Genomic DNA, 16,442 nt, shown 5'->3' on the forward strand with positions numbered 1-16,442 from the left:
TCGCTTTCATTACAACATGTTAGAGAACAGGGGCGAGTCGTACGATGCCATCAACCGTGTTTCGCGCCGCCCGTGGCAGCGCGGCCTGCCTGTTCGCCTGTGTGTTTTTTGCCTGGTGTGCCTTCGAGGCGGCAGCGGGCGAACCGGGTTGGCCGCAGCGTGGCTTTATCCTGGCCTTGATGATCTGCACGTTCGGAGCCCTGGCCTTCGCCCTGGCGCGCGTGGCGATCGCGCTAGTGTTGAGCGGTGCACTATTCCTGCTGCTGCGCGTGATGTCGGTCCTCAAGCTGCGTTATCTCGATTCGCCGCTGATGGCATCGGATTTCATCTATTACGCGCGTACCAGCCTCCTGGAGACGCTGCGCCATTACCCGCATCTGTTCGGCGTCAGCGTGGCGATCTGCCTGGTCGTGCCGCCGATGCTATGGCTGGTATGGCGCCATGACTGGCGCCTGCAATGGCGTAACCGGCGTACCTGGCGTGTTTGCGGCACGTTGGTGTGCGTGTTCGCATTCTGGGGTTGCCTATCGCCCGCCGGACCGTTCGCCGTGGTGCACCGACGCGACATCTGGGACAAGCTTTCCGATGAAGCTTCGGCGCAGTTGACCAACTTCTTCGTGACGTTCAGCGAATCGGGCGTTCAGATGCCTGCGCAATCTAGCGAGGCGGATGCCGAAAAGACCTGGGCGTCCACCGCGATCGGCCAGCCCGCGACCGCGCATGCGCCGTATCCGGACATCATCGAAGTGCTGGAAGAAAGCACCTTCGACCCTGCCGATTTCGAAGGCTGCGATATTCCCCAGTGCCACGTGAAGTTGTTCCAGGAAGATGCACGTACCCGCTCACACGGCTACATGCGTGTGCACACCTGGGGCGGCGGTACCTGGATGAGCGAATTCGCCGCGTTGACCGGCATGCCGCACGACATCTTCGGGCCGGCGGGTATGTATGCGCCGTTCGTATTGGCGCCTCACGTGCATGATGCGTTGCCGTTGCAATTGCAGCGGCTGGGTTATCTCACGATCGCGGTCTATCCGACCAATGGCAATTTCCTCAATGGCCGTAACGCCTACCACGCCTATGGCTTCGATCGCTTCTTCGATGCGCAGGACCTCAAGCTCGACGAATGGGAGGAAACCGACGCGCAGATGTTCGATGCGGTCAAGCGTGCTTACGCCCAAGTCAAGAAGCCGGGCCAGCCGGTGTTTGTCATGGTGCTCACGCTCAACCAGCATGGCCCGCACGATACCGACCCGTTGTCCACGTTGTCGCCGCCGTTCAACCAGAATCCCCTCAAGACCTTGCCCGATCGCCAGGCATTGAACTTTGTTACCTACCTGGCGCGTCTGCATGATTCGGACACCGCGATGACGCAGTTGGAGCATGATTTCCTCGATCGCCCCGATCCGACCATGATCGTGCAATTCGGCGATCACCAGCCTTCGTTCAGTGGCGTGATCCGCGATATGAAACGCCAGTTGCCCGAGGCCTTGCGACCGCAGCAGAACTACCTGACCTATTACATGCTCAAGAGCAATTTCAACGGACCGGCGTTGCCAAAATATCCCGCGCTGGACATCGCCTACCTGCCGACCATGGTGCTACAGGCAGCGGGCCTGCCAGCCGATCCCTATTTCTCCGCCTCCATCGCACTGCGTGACAAATGCAATGGTACGTATGCCGATTGCAAGGACCAGGCGCTGATCGATTCGTATCACGCGTGGATATTCCAGAAGCTGCACGTATACCAATAGCCGCGTCGACGTGCGCGAGAGCGAATTCAGGCGTGTCTTGGAGATTTGAAGGAGCCCCAATCTGCGACTGAGTCGCCGATTGCATCGCCAATGCATTCCAGGATCTTGGGATCGTAAATACATAGACAGTACCCAACCGATATTGGCGCGCCAGGGGCCAAGCCTGCCGTGTGCGCGCACCGGGGCGTAACGAGATTTACCGGCGCCGGGTTACTTTATGGGTGGTCCACAAACGCGCCAAGCGAGTCCCTTCGAGCGTGCGCGCCAGCACGAGACGCGCGCTCGGAGTGTCGTGTTGTCAATGCATGCCATGGACCTGATGCAATCCACCGATCCAGGTCTCGGTCACGATCAGGTCGTCGTTCATCACCGCGAAATCAGCACGCTGTCCGGCGACGATCCGACCTTGGACGTGGTCGCGGCCGATCCAGGCGGCTGGGTAGCTGCTGGCCATGCGAGAGGCTTCCGCCAGGGGCAGGCCGACGGCATGGACGAGATTGCGCACGCCTGTGGCCATGTCCAGTGCGGAGCCAGCCAGCACGCCATCGTCACTCTGGCAGATGCCATCGCGCGCGGTGATGGTCTGGCCATTGAGGATATACGTGGGATCGGGTGATCCCACAGGAGGCATGGCATCGGTGACCAGCACGCTCTTGCCGCGTGCCTTGGCCGCGATCGCGACACGCAGGCTTACCGGATGCACATGATGCAGGTCCACGATCAGGCCGCACCAACTGTGCGGATCATCGAGTGCGGCACCGACCACCCCCGGATCGCGGCTGCCCAGTGGGGTCATCGCGTTGTACAGATGCGTGAAGCCGCTCACGCCGGCATCGAGGGCGGCACGCGTGGTGTCATGGTCGGCGGCGGTATGGCCGGCCACCACCACGACACCGGCCCGGCTGAGCTGGCCGATGGTGTCGAGCGATACCTGGTCGGGTGCGAGCGTAAGCATCACCACGCCACGGCGACCGCTGCTGAGTGCGTGCACATCGTCTGCATCGGGCAGGCGGAACAGGCTGGCATTGTGGATGCCCTTGCGTGCCGGTGCCAGGAACGGGCCTTCCACATGAATACCCAGGATGCCCGGCACGCCCTGTTCGATGGCCTCGTCGACCGCGTTCAGCGCCGCGTGCATGACTTCAGGTGTGTCGGTGATCAGCGTAGGCAGCATGCCGGTGGTGCCGAACGTGCGATGTGCGGCCGCGATGGCGGCAAGCGCCTCGACAGTGGGAGATTCGTTGAACAGCACGCCACCGCCGCCGTTGACCTGCACGTCGATGAAGCCCGGTAACAGCAACCGGCCTTCCAGATCATGCCGCTCGGCTTGCGCTACGCGCGCATCGTCGGCGCGCGTGACGGCAAGGATATGCTCGCCCTGGATGAGCACGGCCAGGCCATCGCGCAAGCCGTGGTCACCCATGACGCGGCCATTGACCAGGGCAGTGATGTGTTGCGATGCCATCAGACCGTCTCCGTCACCTTGTTCAGATGGGGCGGCACGTCGGGGTTATAGCCGCGCGCCAGCGCCAGTGCACTGGCGGCACGATAGAAACTTTGCACGGCCAGCAGCGGGGTGACGATCGGCGCGACGTTGGCCGGTAGCGGTAGCGCATCGGTGCCATGAGCGCCCGGTGCGGCCACCCACACGCGTGCACCGCGGCTGCGAAACTCGTTGGCGACGGCCAGTGTGTTATCCAGCGTGCCATCGTCCTGGCCGAAGAACAGTACCGGGAAGCCGTCGCCCACCAGGGCCATCGGGCCGTGCTTGACCTCGGCGGCGCTGAATGCCTCCGCGTGCAAGCCGCAGGTTTCCTTGAGCTTGAGCGCAGCCTCCAGTGCCGCGCCGAAGCCGTAGCCGCGACCGACCACGAACAGGTTGCCGGTGTCGCGAAGGCCTTGTGTCAGCGCGCTCCAGTCGCCATCCCAGCCGCGTCGCAGATCGTCGGGCAGGCGTGCGATGTCGGCATGCAGCGCGGCGTCGTCACTCCAGTGCGCGGTCAACTGCAGAATGGCCGCGAGCGTAGCCAGATAGCTCTTGGTTGCCGCCACGGAACGCTCGGGGCCGGCTCGCAACGGCACCACGGTATCGGCCAGTTCGGCCAAGGGTGAATCTTCCACGTTGACCAGCGCGATCACATAGGCGCCGGCCGCCTTGGCGGCTTGCGCGCTGCGCAGCAGGTCCGGGCTCTTGCCCGATTGCGAGATCGCTACGAACAGCGCGCCTTCCAGTTTCAGGTCGGCGTCGTAGATCGACGAGATCGATGGCGATGCCGAGGCGGTGATCAACCCCAGGCGGGTCTCGAACACGTATTTGGCATAGGCGGCGGCATGATCGGAGCTGCCGCGTGCGCAGGTGACGATGAAACGGGGTGGATGGGCGCGCAGATGCTGGCCGAGCCCGGCCAGGATGCTGGTGTTTTGTTCAAGCTGGCGCGCTACCACGTCGGCGGTTTCGGCCGCTTCGCGGTACATCAGGGTGTCGCTTGCAGAAGTCATGGATATCTCGATCGATGATGGGCGCGCCTTCCCTCGGAACGCTCAGCCCTTGCGTGGCATCGAGCCGCGCGGCGGCGCGGTGGATCCGCGCACCACGAGCTCGGGGGAAAAACCTTCGTTGCTGGCGACGTCCTTGACGCCATTGCTCTTGCGTTGCAGGTCGTCCATCAGGCGCAAGGCGGCGTGGCGGCCGATATCGCCCGTGGATTGGCGCGCGGTGGTGAGCGCGGGCCACGCTTGCTTGGAGAACGGGTTGTCCTCGAAGCCAGCGATGGACAGGTCCCACGGTACGTCCAGGCCGGCCGAACGCGCGGCGGCTAGTACGCCCGCGGCGATTTCATCGTTGCTGCCGAAGATGGCGGTAGGGGCATCCTTGAGCGCCAGCAGCTTGCGCGCGCGGCGAAAGCCGTCGTCAAAGGCATAGCTGCCTGGTAGCACGTATTTCTTGTTGAGCGTGATGCCGTAGTCCTTCAGCGCATCGGAGTAGCCTTGGAACCGCTCCGGACTGGAGCGATGGTGCTCCTCCCCCCAGAGGAAGCCGATGCGCGTATGGCCCAACTGGATCAGGTGCTCGGTGATCGCATAGGCTGCATCGCGGTCGTCCACATAGACGCAGGGCGAGCCGTCCTTGGGGTCTTCGCGCGCGGCGATGATGCGTACGAAAGTGACATCCTCGCGCTTGAGCGTGGCAATCAGTTCGTCCTGTTCGGACATGGGGGGCGCGAGCACCAGCCCGGCCAGGCGCGAACGCTTGACCAGGGAGCACAGCTCCTCGGCCAGGTCTGGCGAGGACGAGTCGCAGGGATGGATCTGCAAGCCGAAACCACGCTCGCGGCAGGCCGACAATACGCCCTCCTGCATACTGATCACGTAGTGCGCGTTCGGGTTGTCATAGACCAGGCCGATGGCATAGGCGTGCGTGCTGCGCAGGCCGCGCGCCGAGGGGTTGGGCCGATAGCCCAGCGCTTCGATCGCTCGTTCGACCTTCTCGCGCGTGTCCGCGCGCACCGCCGTTTCCCGGTTGATCACGCGGGAAACGGTTTTCAGCGATACGCCAGAACGTTTGGCGACATCCTTGATGGTGGGGCTTTGCAACGGCGGAACTCCGGTAGCGCGGTCAGCCGGGCATCGTAGCCCAGGCCGGGGTCATTGGGATGGCGGTTTCAGGTTCCTCGCTGGCCTACCCGGTGACCGCGCGCACCGTAGAACAGGATGTACAGGTAACAGGGAATCATCAGCGCGGCGAACACCAACTGGAAGTTGTAGTAGGCCTTCAGGTGTGCAAACAGCTGCGGCACAATCGCGCCGCCGGCAATGCCCATGATCAGGAAGGCCGAGCCCTGCTCGGTATGACTGCCCAGGCCCTTGATGGCCAGCGGAAAGATCGCCGGCCACATCATGGCATTGGCAAAGCCCAGCGCGGCCACGAAGCCCACCGAGATGTAGCCATGCGTGACGAAGGCGCCGAGCGTGAACAGCACGCCGAGCACGGCCGACACCGCCAGATACGATTGCTGGGAGATGATTTTCGGAATCAGCACGAGGCCAGCGATATAGCCCAGCAACATGCCGATCAGGGTGAACGAGGTGAAGTGCGAGGTTTCGCTCGGGGCCAGCCCGAAACCCTGACCATAGGTGCCGATGGCGTCGCCGGCCATCACTTCCACGCCCACGTACAGGAACAGGCACAGCACGCCCAGCCACAAGTGCGGGAAGCTGAAGATGCTGCCCTTGCGATGGCCGATTTCCTGCTCGCTATTGGCGCCGGACGGCTTGATCTCGGGCAGTGACGAACGCACGATCCAGATTGCCAGTGCCACCAGCAAGGCGGCCATCACCATGTATGGCATGTGCACCTTGGCGGCGAACGCATTGAGCAGTTGCTCACGCACTTCGGGCGTTGGCGCCGCCTTGACCTGGTCGCCGAAGCTATCGATGCCTTTGAGCACCAGGAAACCGAATGTCACCGGCGCCAGCGCCCCGGCCACCTTGTTGCAGATACCCATGAAGGCGATGCGTTGTGCGGCGCTGTCGATGGGACCGAGGATGCTGATGTAGGGATTGGAGGCGGTCTGCAACAGCGACAGGCCAGCGCCGATCACGAACAGGCCGATCAGTCCGCCGTAGTAGATGCGCATGGTGATGAACTGGCCAAACAGCACCGCGCCCAGCGCCATCACGAACAGGCCCAGCGCCATGCCCTTCTTCATGCCGGTGCGCTTGAGCACCATCGATGAGGGCAGGGCGAGGAAGAAATAGGACAAGTAGAACGCCATCGGTACCAGGAAGGCGTTGACGTCATCCAGGTTGAAAGCCAGCTTGACGAAGGTGATCAGCGGACCGTTTAGCCAGGTCACGAAGCCGAAGATGAAGAACAGCACACCGATGATCAGCATCGGTACCAGGCTCGACGACCGCTGCTGCGCGGCCATGGTGGTGGACGACATGTAGCACTACTCCCCGCGAAGACGCTTCGTGACAGCTTAAGACAGCCGGTGGGCCGTGACCTTCCCCGAGCCGCTTTATCGGCGCTAACGTGCAACGTTGTCAATTGTTGTCCTCCTGCGAGACAAGCCGGACACAGGATTGCCCCATGACCGACGGCCTAGGCCGCCATAGGCAATGGCGCGATGCGCAAAAACCGCCTATTTGTCATTATTCATCGATCTAAATGGCGTGGCGATGCCATTTGACTCGGCGAGACAAAAAACCAGTCGTCATTGTCTCGTGCTGCATTGCGGCAACAGAAAAACGAGCGACTTCGAATTGTCCTGTTGACAACGTTGTCATCCATTCGCAGACTCCGGCCGCATCAGGGCACGTTTTTACAAAATCGTGACGGGGATTTGACGGGGGGATGGCGTGGCGGATGTGGTCAACCACAGCAGGGCACAGGGATCGCCAGCGGCCGGCGCGATGTTTCTCGCGGCCGACGTGGGCGGCACGCATGCCCGCATCGGCCTGGTCAGCCAGCAGCCGGGGCTGCGCCAGCCGATCCAGGTGCACCAGTACGAGCGCTATGCATGCGCAGACTGGCCCAGCCTGACGGCGGTCCTGAAGGATTTCGTCGGCCGCCTGGGCGATGCCGTGCACGTGGATCAGTGCGCCGTGGCCAGTGCCGGCTATGTGCTGGGCGATGCCATCGTCAATGACAACCTGCCTTGGCCGGTGTCCATTCGCGACATCCGCGACAGCCTGGGCATCGACCACCTGGCCGTGGTCAACGATTTCGAAGCGGTCGCCTATGCCGCGCAATACCTGTCGCAGGCCGATTGCACCACGGTCATCCCTACCGACGCCGTGCCCGCCGAAGGTCCGGTGCTGGTGATGGGCCCGGGTACGGGCCTGGGCTCGGCGGTGCTGTTGCCGGGCCATCCGCACCCGACCGTATTGGCGACCGAGGCCGGGCAGATCGCCCTGGCGCCCGGCAACGAGCTGGAGATCGAGATCCTGCGCTGGCTCGCCCGCGACCGGCCATACGTCTGTTTTGAGGACGCGTTGTCCGGCCCGGGCCTGGTCAACCTGTATCGCGCCATCTCCGATTTGCGCCAGCGCGCGGTCACGCTCTACGAGCCCAGCGCCGTCACCCAGGCCGCGCTCGATGGCAGCGACGCCGTGGCCGTCGAGGCGCTGGATGTTTTCTGCGGCCTGCTCGGCAGCTTCGTCGGCGATCTGGTGCTGCTCTACGGCGCTCGCGGCGGTGTCTTCCTGGCCGGCGGCATCCTGCCGCAGATCCGCGACACGCTGCTCGTCAGCCGCTTCGCCGAGCGGTTTTTCAACAAGGGCGTGATGCGCGCTTTCCTGCAACAGGTTCCCGTCCGGCTGATGGAACACGGCCAGCATGGGGTCATCGGTGCCGCCGGGTTGTTCCTGGACAGCCGGCCGGTTCGATAAGGGAGCGCACAGCATGCCTTTAGCACGTCGATCGATAAGCAAGCCAGCAAGAAGCATTCGCAAGCACGCCAAAACCAACCGCTGTTGATTCGCCTCTGAGGGGAGGAAGCCATGTCTTACCGTAAGACTCTACTTGCAGCCAGTATCGTTGCCGGACTCTGTATCTCCGGAGCCGCGTTCGCGCAGGACACCGCACAGTCGAACACGGCCACGCAGCAGGGCCCGGATTCGAAGAACGTCAAGGACCTGAACACCGTCACAGTGGTCGGTATCCGCGATAGCGAAGCCGAATCGCTGAACCTGAAGAAGTCCGCCGATGCGCACGTGGAAATCGTCACGGCCGAGGACGTGGGCAAACTGCCGGCCAAGAACGTAGCCGACACCCTGCAACGCCTGCCGGGCGTGAACATCAGCTCGTCCAGCGCCAGCGAAGGCGGCTTCGACGAAAGTGACCGCGTCAGCCTGCGCGGCACCAACCCCAGCATGACCCAGACCCTGGTCAACGGCCACACCATCGGCACCGGCGACTGGTTCGTGCTCAGCCAGGTGCAGACGGTCGGCCGCAGTGTCAGCTACAGCCTGCTGCCGTCGGAAATCGTCAGCGAAGTGGTGGTGCACAAGTCTTCAGAAGCCAAGTTGCAGGAAGGTGGCGCCGCCGGTTCGGTCGACATCATCACGCGCAAGCCGCTGGAATTCGCCAAGCAGTACACCACGCAGTTGTCCGTCGGTGGCGTGTACTCGGATCTGCCCAGCAGCACCAAGCCGCAGTTCAGCGGCCTGTTCAACTACAAGAGCGACGACAACACCTTCGGTGTGATGGCGCAGGCGTTCTACGAGAAGCGCAGCTTGCAGCGCGATGGCCAGGAAGTGGTCGGCGGCTACAACCAGATCGCCGCCACCAGCGCGATTGCCCAGGCCCATCCGGATCTCGCCGGCGTGTACTACCCGAATGAAATCGGTTCGACGCTGTTCACCCAGACCCGTACCCGCAAGGGTGGCGCGGTGGACCTGGAGTGGAAGCCGCTCGACAACCTGACCTTGAACCTCAACAGCTTCTACTCCAAGCTCAAGGCCGACAACTTCAACCGCAACTACATGCTGTGGACGAGCCAGTTTGTCCCCAGTGGTGCGGGCCTGCAGGGGTATCAGGTCAAAGGCAACGTACTGACCAATGCGTCGTTTGCCCCGGTTCCTGGAAGCACCGTGCCTTCGGGCGTGTACGACCAGATCTCGCGTCCGGGCGCATCATCGTCCTCGGCATACACCACGTTGGACGCCGAGTGGCGCGCCACGGACCACCTGACCTTTACCGGCCAGGTCGGCACCACCCAGGGCAAGGGCGACAGCCCGACCCAGAACGTGCTGGAAGTGGGTTATGGCGCAGGCCAGGGTGGTACCTGGGGTATGAATGGCACCGGCAAGCCGATCAACTGGGGCGTTGGGGGTGACAACTCCACGCCGTCGGGCATCCTGCCCTCGGCTGGCTGGATCTTTGGCGACCAGGACATCCACGTCAAGGACAAGGAGAACTTCTTCCAGGCCGATGGCTCGCTGGCTTTCGACGATATCCCGCTGTCCTCGCTGGATTTCGGTGTGCGCTACTCCGATCACACTCGCCAGAACAAGAGCGATATCGGCCAGGGTCCGGCCGGCGATTGGCAGAATCTGGCCAACTACCCCACCTCCTGGCAGAACTATCCAGGTAGCTTCAACGGTGATCTGGGCGTCTCCGCCCCGGGCCCGATCTGGTACTACAGCCCCGGCCAGCTTGCGCAGTTCGATTCCCAGTACACCACGCGCGATCCGATCGCCCGCTACAACTGGCAGAACATCTACAAGGTGAAGGAAAAGGACACGGCCGCCTACGTGCAGGCCAATTTCACCGGTGATCGCTGGAGCGGCAACGTTGGTGTGCGCTATGTCCACACCAAGGAAGACATCAACTACAACACCAGCTCGGTGTCTGATTACACCGTCTCGGGCCCCTATACCGGCTCGGCCTTTGGTGACTACTACAAGAACAACTACAACAGTGGCTCGGGTCGCTTCCTGCCCAGCGCCAACCTGAAGTTCAACCTGACCGATGACCTGATCGCCCGCTTCGCCGCGTCGCAGACCATGACCCGCCCGGATTACTCCGCGCTGGCAGGTTCCTACTCGCTCGATGACCTGACCCACACCGGTACCGGTGGCAATCCGCAGCTCAAGCCGCTGATCTCCACCAACTTCGACGCCTCGATGGAGTGGTACTTCGCGCCGCGCGGCCTGGTGTCGGCCGGTGTGTACAACATGGACCTGGATAACTATGTCAACTTCGGCACGCAGGCCATCCAGTTCAAGGATGTGCAGGCCAGCACCAACGCCGGACATGACGTGTTCGCTACCTACCAGGTCAGCGTACCGACCAACGTCGGCGGCAACGTCAAGGGTGTGGAGCTGAACTACATCCAGCCGATCGGTGAAAACTTCGGCGTGCAGACGAACTACACCTTCGCCAGCGGCCATGCCGATGACGGCAAGCCGTTGCAGGGCACCTCGAAGAACACCTACAACGTGTCGGGTTACTTCGAGAACAAGTACTTCAACGCACGTATCAGTTACACCTATCGCTCGTCGTTCTACGCTGGCGTGAGCCGTTCGGACACGTTCTACCAGGCTGGCATGGGCAACCTTGCCGCGTCGGTCAGCTACAACATCAACGAGTGGATGTCCGTCGCGCTGGATGCGATGAACCTCAACAATCCGAAGTTCAAGTACTACACCGTCAACCCGGGCTATGGCCGCCAGCCGTACGCCTTCTACGACAACGGTCGCCAGTACTACCTCAACCTCCGCTTCAAGTTCTAACGTTTAAGGCACAACCTCCCCGCCAGGGCCCGGCGCATTTGCCGGGCCCGATTTTTCGGTGGGACGTGTCGCCTCGCTCGTCAAGGTCGCGAGGGCGTCACAATGCACGTTGCGGGATGTCTGCTGGTGAGGCTCGCCGGATCGTTCCGGTTACGGCGAGCCATCACGACAGGCTTCTCGCCCCTCTGTACGGGTCGATAGTGTCCGGATGAGTACACGCATGAAACTTCGCCGTTCCCGGTGGCTCGCACTCTGCATGGCGAGCGCTCCCGCGCTGGCGATGGCCGCTTCGAATATCCTGGTCGACCAGGTGGGCTACGACACGCACGCGCCCAAGCAGGCGATGCTGCGTACGGACACGCCGCAAACCGCTTTCTCCGTCGTCGATGCCGATAGCGGCAAGACCGTCTGGCAAGGCAGCGCAGGTACCAGCGATGCGATCGAACACTGGCCGGGCCGCTACGCGGTGGCCGATTTCAGCGCGCTGGACAAGCCGGGTCGCTACTATCTGGCGGTCAACGGCGAACGCTCGTGGATTTTCGACGTCCAGGACAATGTGCTCGAACGTCATACGTTGTCCGACGTGATCTATTACTTCAAGGGCCAGCGTGCCAGCGGCTTGCTCGACAAGGCCGACCGTACGCTGGCCTATCCCGATGGACGCGCCGGCACGCTGGATCTGCGCGGTGGCTGGTACGACGCCACCGGCGACTACGGCATCCATCTTTCGCACCAGAACCCCACCCGCTATTTCAATACCCAGCAATTGCCGCTGGTGGCGTGGAGCCTGTTGCGCACCTGGCAGGCGCTGGATGCGCGCCACGATCGCAACTTCCATGAATACCAACGCCGCCTGCTCGACGAAGGCTTGTTCGGCGCGGATTTCCTGGTGCGCGACAAGCGACCGGATGGCTCGTTCTGGCAATCCATCGACGGTTCCGGTGCCGGCAAGCTACCCCAGGACCGGCATGTCGGCGATCCGAACTGGCGCACCCAGATCAAGCAAAAGCCGGGCGACACGACTGAGTACATCCAGCAGCCGGCGCGTGGGCCGCATGCGTACGAGGCAAGCTTTCGCGCCGGGGGTGGCATGGCAATCGCCGCGCTGGCCCTGGCCAGCCGGATGGATGCCGAGGGCGATTTCAGCCGCAAGGATTACCTGCGCGCCGCCGAGGATGCCTACCGCTTTCTGGACGCGCACAATGGCGAGCTGACCAATGACGGCAAGGACAACATCATCGACGACTACTGCGCCTTGCTGGCAGCGGTGGAGCTGTATCGCGCGACCCAGGATGCGTCATGGCGCAAGGCGGCGGATGGGCGTGCAGACAAGTTGATGGCGCGACTGGTCGATCATGGCGGTTACCACGATTACTGGCGTGCCGACGATGGCGTGCGTCCGTTCTTCCATCCCTCCGATGCCGGCCTGCCAGTGGTGGCACTGGTCGAATATACTTCGATCGCCGATGACTCGCGGCAGGCACGCATACGCGATGTGCTGCGTCGATCGCTGGCGTTTGAACTGCAAGCGACGGCCGATACGGCCAATCCGTTCGGGTTGGCGCGTCAACTGGTGCGCGACCGGCAAGGCAAGCTGCGCGTGGCATTCTTTTTTCCGCACGACAGCGAAGCCGCTCCGTGGTGGCAGGGTGAGAATGCACGCCTGGCGTCACTGGCCGCCGCCGCGCGCATGGCGGCTCCTTTGTTCCAGGACGATGAAGCATTCCAGCATCAATTGCAGGCGTATGCCTGGAATCAGCTTCACTGGATTCTCGGTCGCAATCCGTTCGACACCAGCATGCTGATGGCCAGCGGCCACAACAATGCGCCATACATGTTCTTCGACAGCTACCAGTACACCAATGCGCCAGGTGCCATCATCAATGGCATCACCAGTGGCCTGGATGACGAGAAAGGTATTGCTTTCGACCTGGGCTATGCTCAGACCGGCAAGGACGACGACTGGCGCTGGACCGAACAGTGGCTGCCTCACGATGCCTGGTATCTGCTGGCTGTGAGCTTGCCCCGACCGTAATGGATGACCTCAAGAGAGCGACGATGAAGACGAAGCGATACGCCTTGTACCTGGCCCTCCTGACCGTCACTATGGGGGCGCACGCCGCCGGTCATGGTGCATCGGCCCCCTTGGACCTGATTCCGATGCCCGCCAAGGTGGCGCCCGCCCAAGGGAACTTCACCGTGGATGCGCATACGCCGGTGATTGCGGCCAAGGCAGACGCTGGGGCCAAGCACGCTGCCGATTACCTCGTGGCGCAACTGGCGCAAGCCCACGGTCCCAAGCTTGCCGTACGCGACGACGCGCCGGCCGACGCGTCGATTGTCTTCGTGCACGACGAAAAAGCAGTGGTCGATCATCCGGAAGGCTATGTGCTCGATGTCGCCGCGCATGGCGTGCGCGTCAGTGCGCGCACCGATGCGGGTCTGTTCTACGGCGCGGTGACGCTATGGCAACTGCTGACGGCAAAGCCGGGCGCGACCACGGTATCCTTGGCTGCCGTGCACATCGAGGATCAGCCGCGTTTCACCTGGCGCGGGTTCATGCTCGATTCGGTACGTCATTTCCAGAGCACCGGCGAAGTGCGCACGATCATCGACCAGATGGCGCTGCACAAGCTCAACGTGCTGCATTGGCATCTCACCGATGACCAGGGCTGGCGTATCGAGATCAAGCGCTATCCCGAGCTCACGCGCATCGGTGCCTGGCGTACGCCACCGGGTGCCGGCGAGCATGGAGAGCCCAAGCAGTACGGCGGCTTCTACACCCAGGATGACATCCGCCAGATGGTGGCCTATGCCGCCGAGCGCCACATCACCATCGTGCCCGAGCTGGACTTGCCCGGCCATGCGCAGGCGGCGGTGGCCTCGTATCCAGAGCTTGGTGTCACCGGCAAGCGGCCAGCAGTCTCCGTCGACTGGGGCGTCAACCCGTATCTGTTCAATACCGACGAGCACACCCTGCATGTGCTGGAGGGTGTGCTTGACGAGATCATGGCGCTGTTCCCGTCGCAATACATCCATGTGGGAGGCGACGAGGCCATCAAGGATCAATGGCAGGCGTCGCCCGCTGTGCAGGCGCAGATGAAATCGCTGGGCATCAAGAACGAAGATGCGATGCAGAGCTGGATGATCGAACACTTCGGCAAATACCTGGCCGCGCACGGTCGCCGGCTGATCGGCTGGGACGAGATTCTCGAGGGTGGCGTGCCGCCGAGCGCGACGGTCATGTCCTGGCGTGGCACCAAGGGTGCGGTGGCCGCCGCGCGACAAGGCCACGATGTCGTGTTGTCGCCGGCCCCGGACCTGTACTTCGACAGCGTGCAAAGCAAGCGCGACGACGAATACTCCGGCCGCCTGCCCGCGATGGACCTGGCACACATCTACGCCTATGAGGCGATCCCCAAGGAACTCGATGCCGCGCAGGCCAGGCATGTGCTTGGCTTGCAGGCCAATTTGTGGACCGAGCACCTGCCGACCATCAAGCACGTCCAGCACGCCATTTTTCCGCGCCTGGATGCCATCGCCGAGACCGCATGGTCGCCCAAGGCAGCGCGCAACTGGAACAGTTTCCTGATGCGTTTGCCTGCCCAGTTCGAGCGCTATCGCGGCGCCGGCGTGGAGGTCGCCGACAGTGCCTTCGCGCCGTCTTTTGAGGTGGATCGCCAGGCCGCACTCACCAGCGGCAAGGCGGTGATCAGCCTGGATAACCAGGCGCATTCAGGAGTGATTCGCTACACCCTGGATGGCAGCGTGCCAGGGGCCACCTCGGCGGTCTATACCAAGCCCTTGACCGTCGGGTTGCCGACAACCGTGCGCGCGGCGACGTTTGCCGCCGATGGCATCGTGCTGGCAGCTCCGCGCATGCATGTCTTCGACCGCTACACGCTGGCGAGCCGGGACAGCGGCGAACTGACCAATTGCCCCGGCAGTGACTTCACCTTGCGCTTGCAGCCAACCGCCGATGCCATCTCGGTCGAGCCGACCTACAACGTCAACGTGTTCGATGCATGTCGCATGTACCGTGGCGCGCATCTGGACGGCGTGCAGTCGATCAGCGTTGACGTGGCGCGTCTGCCACGCAACTACGCTCTGGCGCACGATGCCAAGCTGGTCAAGTCCCATCCAGGGACCACGCCGCACGGCGAACTGGTGGTTCGCCAGGACCGATGCGATGGCACCGTTCTGGCTACCTTGCCGTTGCCGGCACCGGAAGGCTCACTCAACTTCAATCTCAAGGGCGCCATGAAGGCCGCCAACGGCAATCACGATCTTTGCCTGGTATTTACCTCGCCGATCGACGGGCCTTTGTATGCCATCGGCCAGGCATCGCTGCGCCACGAGCGCGCGCCATGAATCCATCGCCGCGCCGGCTGGCTTCCGTCGATGCATTGCGCGGTTGCACCGTCGCGGCGATGCTGCTGGTCAATGATCCCGGTGACTGGGACCATGTCTACTGGCCGCTGGAACACGCGACGTGGCATGGCTGCACACCGACGGACCTGATCTTTCCGTTCTTCCTGTTCATCGTGGGTGTGTCGTCGGCGTTGGCGATTGAACCTCGGGTCGCTAGCGGTGCCGATCGCGGCGCCCTGCTGCGCACGGCGATGTGGCGTGCGCTGAAGATCCTGGCCCTGGGTGTTGTGATCAATGTGCTGGCCTGGTGGATCATGCCCGGTGCGCATCTGCGCTTCCCTGGGGTATTGCAGCGTATCGGCCTGTGCTTTGCCGGTACGGCGGCGTTTGCCATCTATACCAAGCCACGCACGCAGTGGGCGGCGATCGGGGCGATCCTGCTTGGGTATTGGGCAATCCTCTTGGCGGGGGGCTCGTTCGATCCCTGGATCAATATCGTCAGTCGCTCGGATACGGCCCTGTTCGGGCGCTTCGTCTACGTGATCGATCCGGCCACCGGCCGAGGCCACGATCCGGAAGGCTTGCTCGCCTCGTTGCCGTCGTTGGCCACCTGCTTGATTGGCCTGTGTATCGGTCGCTGGTTGCGGGATGGGCGCCTGGGCGTGGTGTGGGCAGCCGGCATGGCGTGCGTATTGCTCGGTGCGGCGTGGGCGTTGGTATTTCCGCTCAACAAGAATCTGTGGACGTCCTCGTTCGTGCTGTGGTGTGCAGGATGGGCAGCGTTATTGCTGGCGCTGTTTCATCGCTTGGTAGACCGGCGCGGTTGGCCTGCCTTTGGGCGACGTTTCGGCATCAACGCGGTCGCCGCCTATGCGGGTTCCGAGTTGATGCAGATCCTGCTGCCGGGATTGGGTTTGCAGGATCCTATTTACACGCATGCGTTTTCCGGCTGGATCACGCCCATGGCAGGGCCATACGTAGCGTCGCTGGCATTTGCCGTGGTGTTTGTTGCAGTGTGGTGGCTGATCGTATACGCGATGGACCGCCGTCGTTGGTACGTCAAGCTTTAGTAATTTC

Annotated in this window: 10 protein-coding genes; 6 read left to right on the forward strand and 4 right to left on the reverse strand. The window is 62.8% G+C overall.

Going from position 1 to position 16,442, the window contains the following annotated elements; all coding sequences use genetic code 11:
• Positions 1 to 44 precede the first annotated feature (44 nt).
• Positions 45 to 1,754: an LTA synthase family protein gene (locus VF436_RS15310; RefSeq protein WP_330904893.1), complete on the forward strand. Its 1,710-nt coding sequence runs from the start codon at positions 45 to 47 to the stop codon at positions 1,752 to 1,754.
• 298 nt (positions 1,755 to 2,052) lie between these two features.
• Here the strand turns inward: VF436_RS15310 and nagA are convergent, their stop codons facing one another.
• From nagA to VF436_RS15330, 4 genes are all read right to left on the reverse strand, one after another.
• Entirely contained in the window at positions 2,053 to 3,219 is a 1,167-nt protein-coding gene (gene nagA, locus VF436_RS15315) for an N-acetylglucosamine-6-phosphate deacetylase (RefSeq protein WP_330904894.1), read from the reverse strand.
• On the reverse strand, positions 3,219 to 4,259 hold the full coding sequence (locus tag VF436_RS15320) for an SIS domain-containing protein (protein ID WP_330904948.1): 1,041 nt from the start codon (positions 4,257 to 4,259) through the stop codon (positions 3,219 to 3,221). The genes nagA and VF436_RS15320 overlap by 1 nt, the downstream gene beginning before the upstream one ends.
• A gap of 36 nt (positions 4,260 to 4,295) precedes the next feature.
• A complete protein-coding gene (locus tag VF436_RS15325) occupies positions 4,296 to 5,348 on the reverse strand; it encodes a LacI family DNA-binding transcriptional regulator (protein WP_330904895.1) in 1,053 nt (350 codons plus the stop codon).
• 68 nt (positions 5,349 to 5,416) lie between these two features.
• Positions 5,417 to 6,685: a sugar MFS transporter gene (locus tag VF436_RS15330; RefSeq protein WP_330904949.1), complete on the reverse strand. Its 1,269-nt coding sequence runs from the start codon at positions 6,683 to 6,685 to the stop codon at positions 5,417 to 5,419.
• Between the two features lie 484 nt (positions 6,686 to 7,169).
• On the opposite strand from VF436_RS15330, the gene glk reads away from it, so the two are divergent.
• The 5 genes from glk to VF436_RS15355 all read left to right on the forward strand — a co-directional run bounded on the left by glk (position 7,170) and on the right by VF436_RS15355 (position 16,435).
• Positions 7,170 to 8,147: a glucokinase gene (gene glk, locus VF436_RS15335; protein WP_330904950.1), complete on the forward strand. Its 978-nt coding sequence runs from the start codon at positions 7,170 to 7,172 to the stop codon at positions 8,145 to 8,147.
• Positions 8,148 to 8,258: 111 nt separating this feature from the next.
• Positions 8,259 to 10,994, forward strand: a complete 2,736-nt coding sequence (locus VF436_RS15340; protein WP_330904896.1) for a TonB-dependent receptor — start codon at positions 8,259 to 8,261, stop codon at positions 10,992 to 10,994.
• A gap of 220 nt (positions 10,995 to 11,214) precedes the next feature.
• Complete coding sequence (locus tag VF436_RS15345) at positions 11,215 to 13,029, forward strand: glycoside hydrolase family 9 protein (protein WP_330904897.1); 1,815 nt, start codon at positions 11,215 to 11,217, stop codon at positions 13,027 to 13,029.
• A 23-nt stretch (positions 13,030 to 13,052) separates the two neighbouring features.
• Entirely contained in the window at positions 13,053 to 15,365 is a 2,313-nt protein-coding gene (locus VF436_RS15350) for a family 20 glycosylhydrolase (protein WP_330904898.1), read from the forward strand.
• Positions 15,362 to 16,435, forward strand: coding sequence for an acyltransferase family protein (locus VF436_RS15355; protein ID WP_330904899.1), 1,074 nt, complete (start codon positions 15,362 to 15,364; stop codon positions 16,433 to 16,435). Before VF436_RS15350 ends, VF436_RS15355 begins: the two co-directional genes overlap by 4 nt.
• The last annotated feature ends 7 nt before the right edge of the window (positions 16,436 to 16,442 follow it).

This window comes from Dyella sp. (assembly GCF_036384435.1).
Lineage (GTDB): Bacteria > Pseudomonadota > Gammaproteobacteria > Xanthomonadales > Rhodanobacteraceae > GSA-30.

Excerpts from the sequence above, each read along its gene's own strand:
- VF436_RS15350 (WP_330904898.1), top strand. The coding sequence starts at position 13,053 with ATGAAGACGAAGCGATACGCCTTGTACCTGGCCCTCCTGACCGTCACT.
- glk (WP_330904950.1), top strand. The coding sequence starts at position 7,170 with ATGTTTCTCGCGGCCGACGTGGGCGGCACGCATGCCCGCATCGGCCTG.
- VF436_RS15345 (WP_330904897.1), top strand. The coding sequence starts at position 11,215 with ATGAAACTTCGCCGTTCCCGGTGGCTCGCACTCTGCATGGCGAGCGCT.
- nagA (WP_330904894.1), bottom strand. The coding sequence starts at position 3,219 with ATGGCATCGCAACACATCACTGCCCTGGTCAATGGCCGCGTCATGGGT.
- VF436_RS15330 (WP_330904949.1), bottom strand. The coding sequence starts at position 6,685 with ATGGCCGCGCAGCAGCGGTCGTCGAGCCTGGTACCGATGCTGATCATC.
- VF436_RS15310 (WP_330904893.1), top strand. The coding sequence starts at position 45 with ATGCCATCAACCGTGTTTCGCGCCGCCCGTGGCAGCGCGGCCTGCCTG.
- VF436_RS15340 (WP_330904896.1), top strand. The coding sequence starts at position 8,259 with ATGTCTTACCGTAAGACTCTACTTGCAGCCAGTATCGTTGCCGGACTC.
- VF436_RS15355 (WP_330904899.1), top strand. The coding sequence starts at position 15,362 with ATGAATCCATCGCCGCGCCGGCTGGCTTCCGTCGATGCATTGCGCGGT.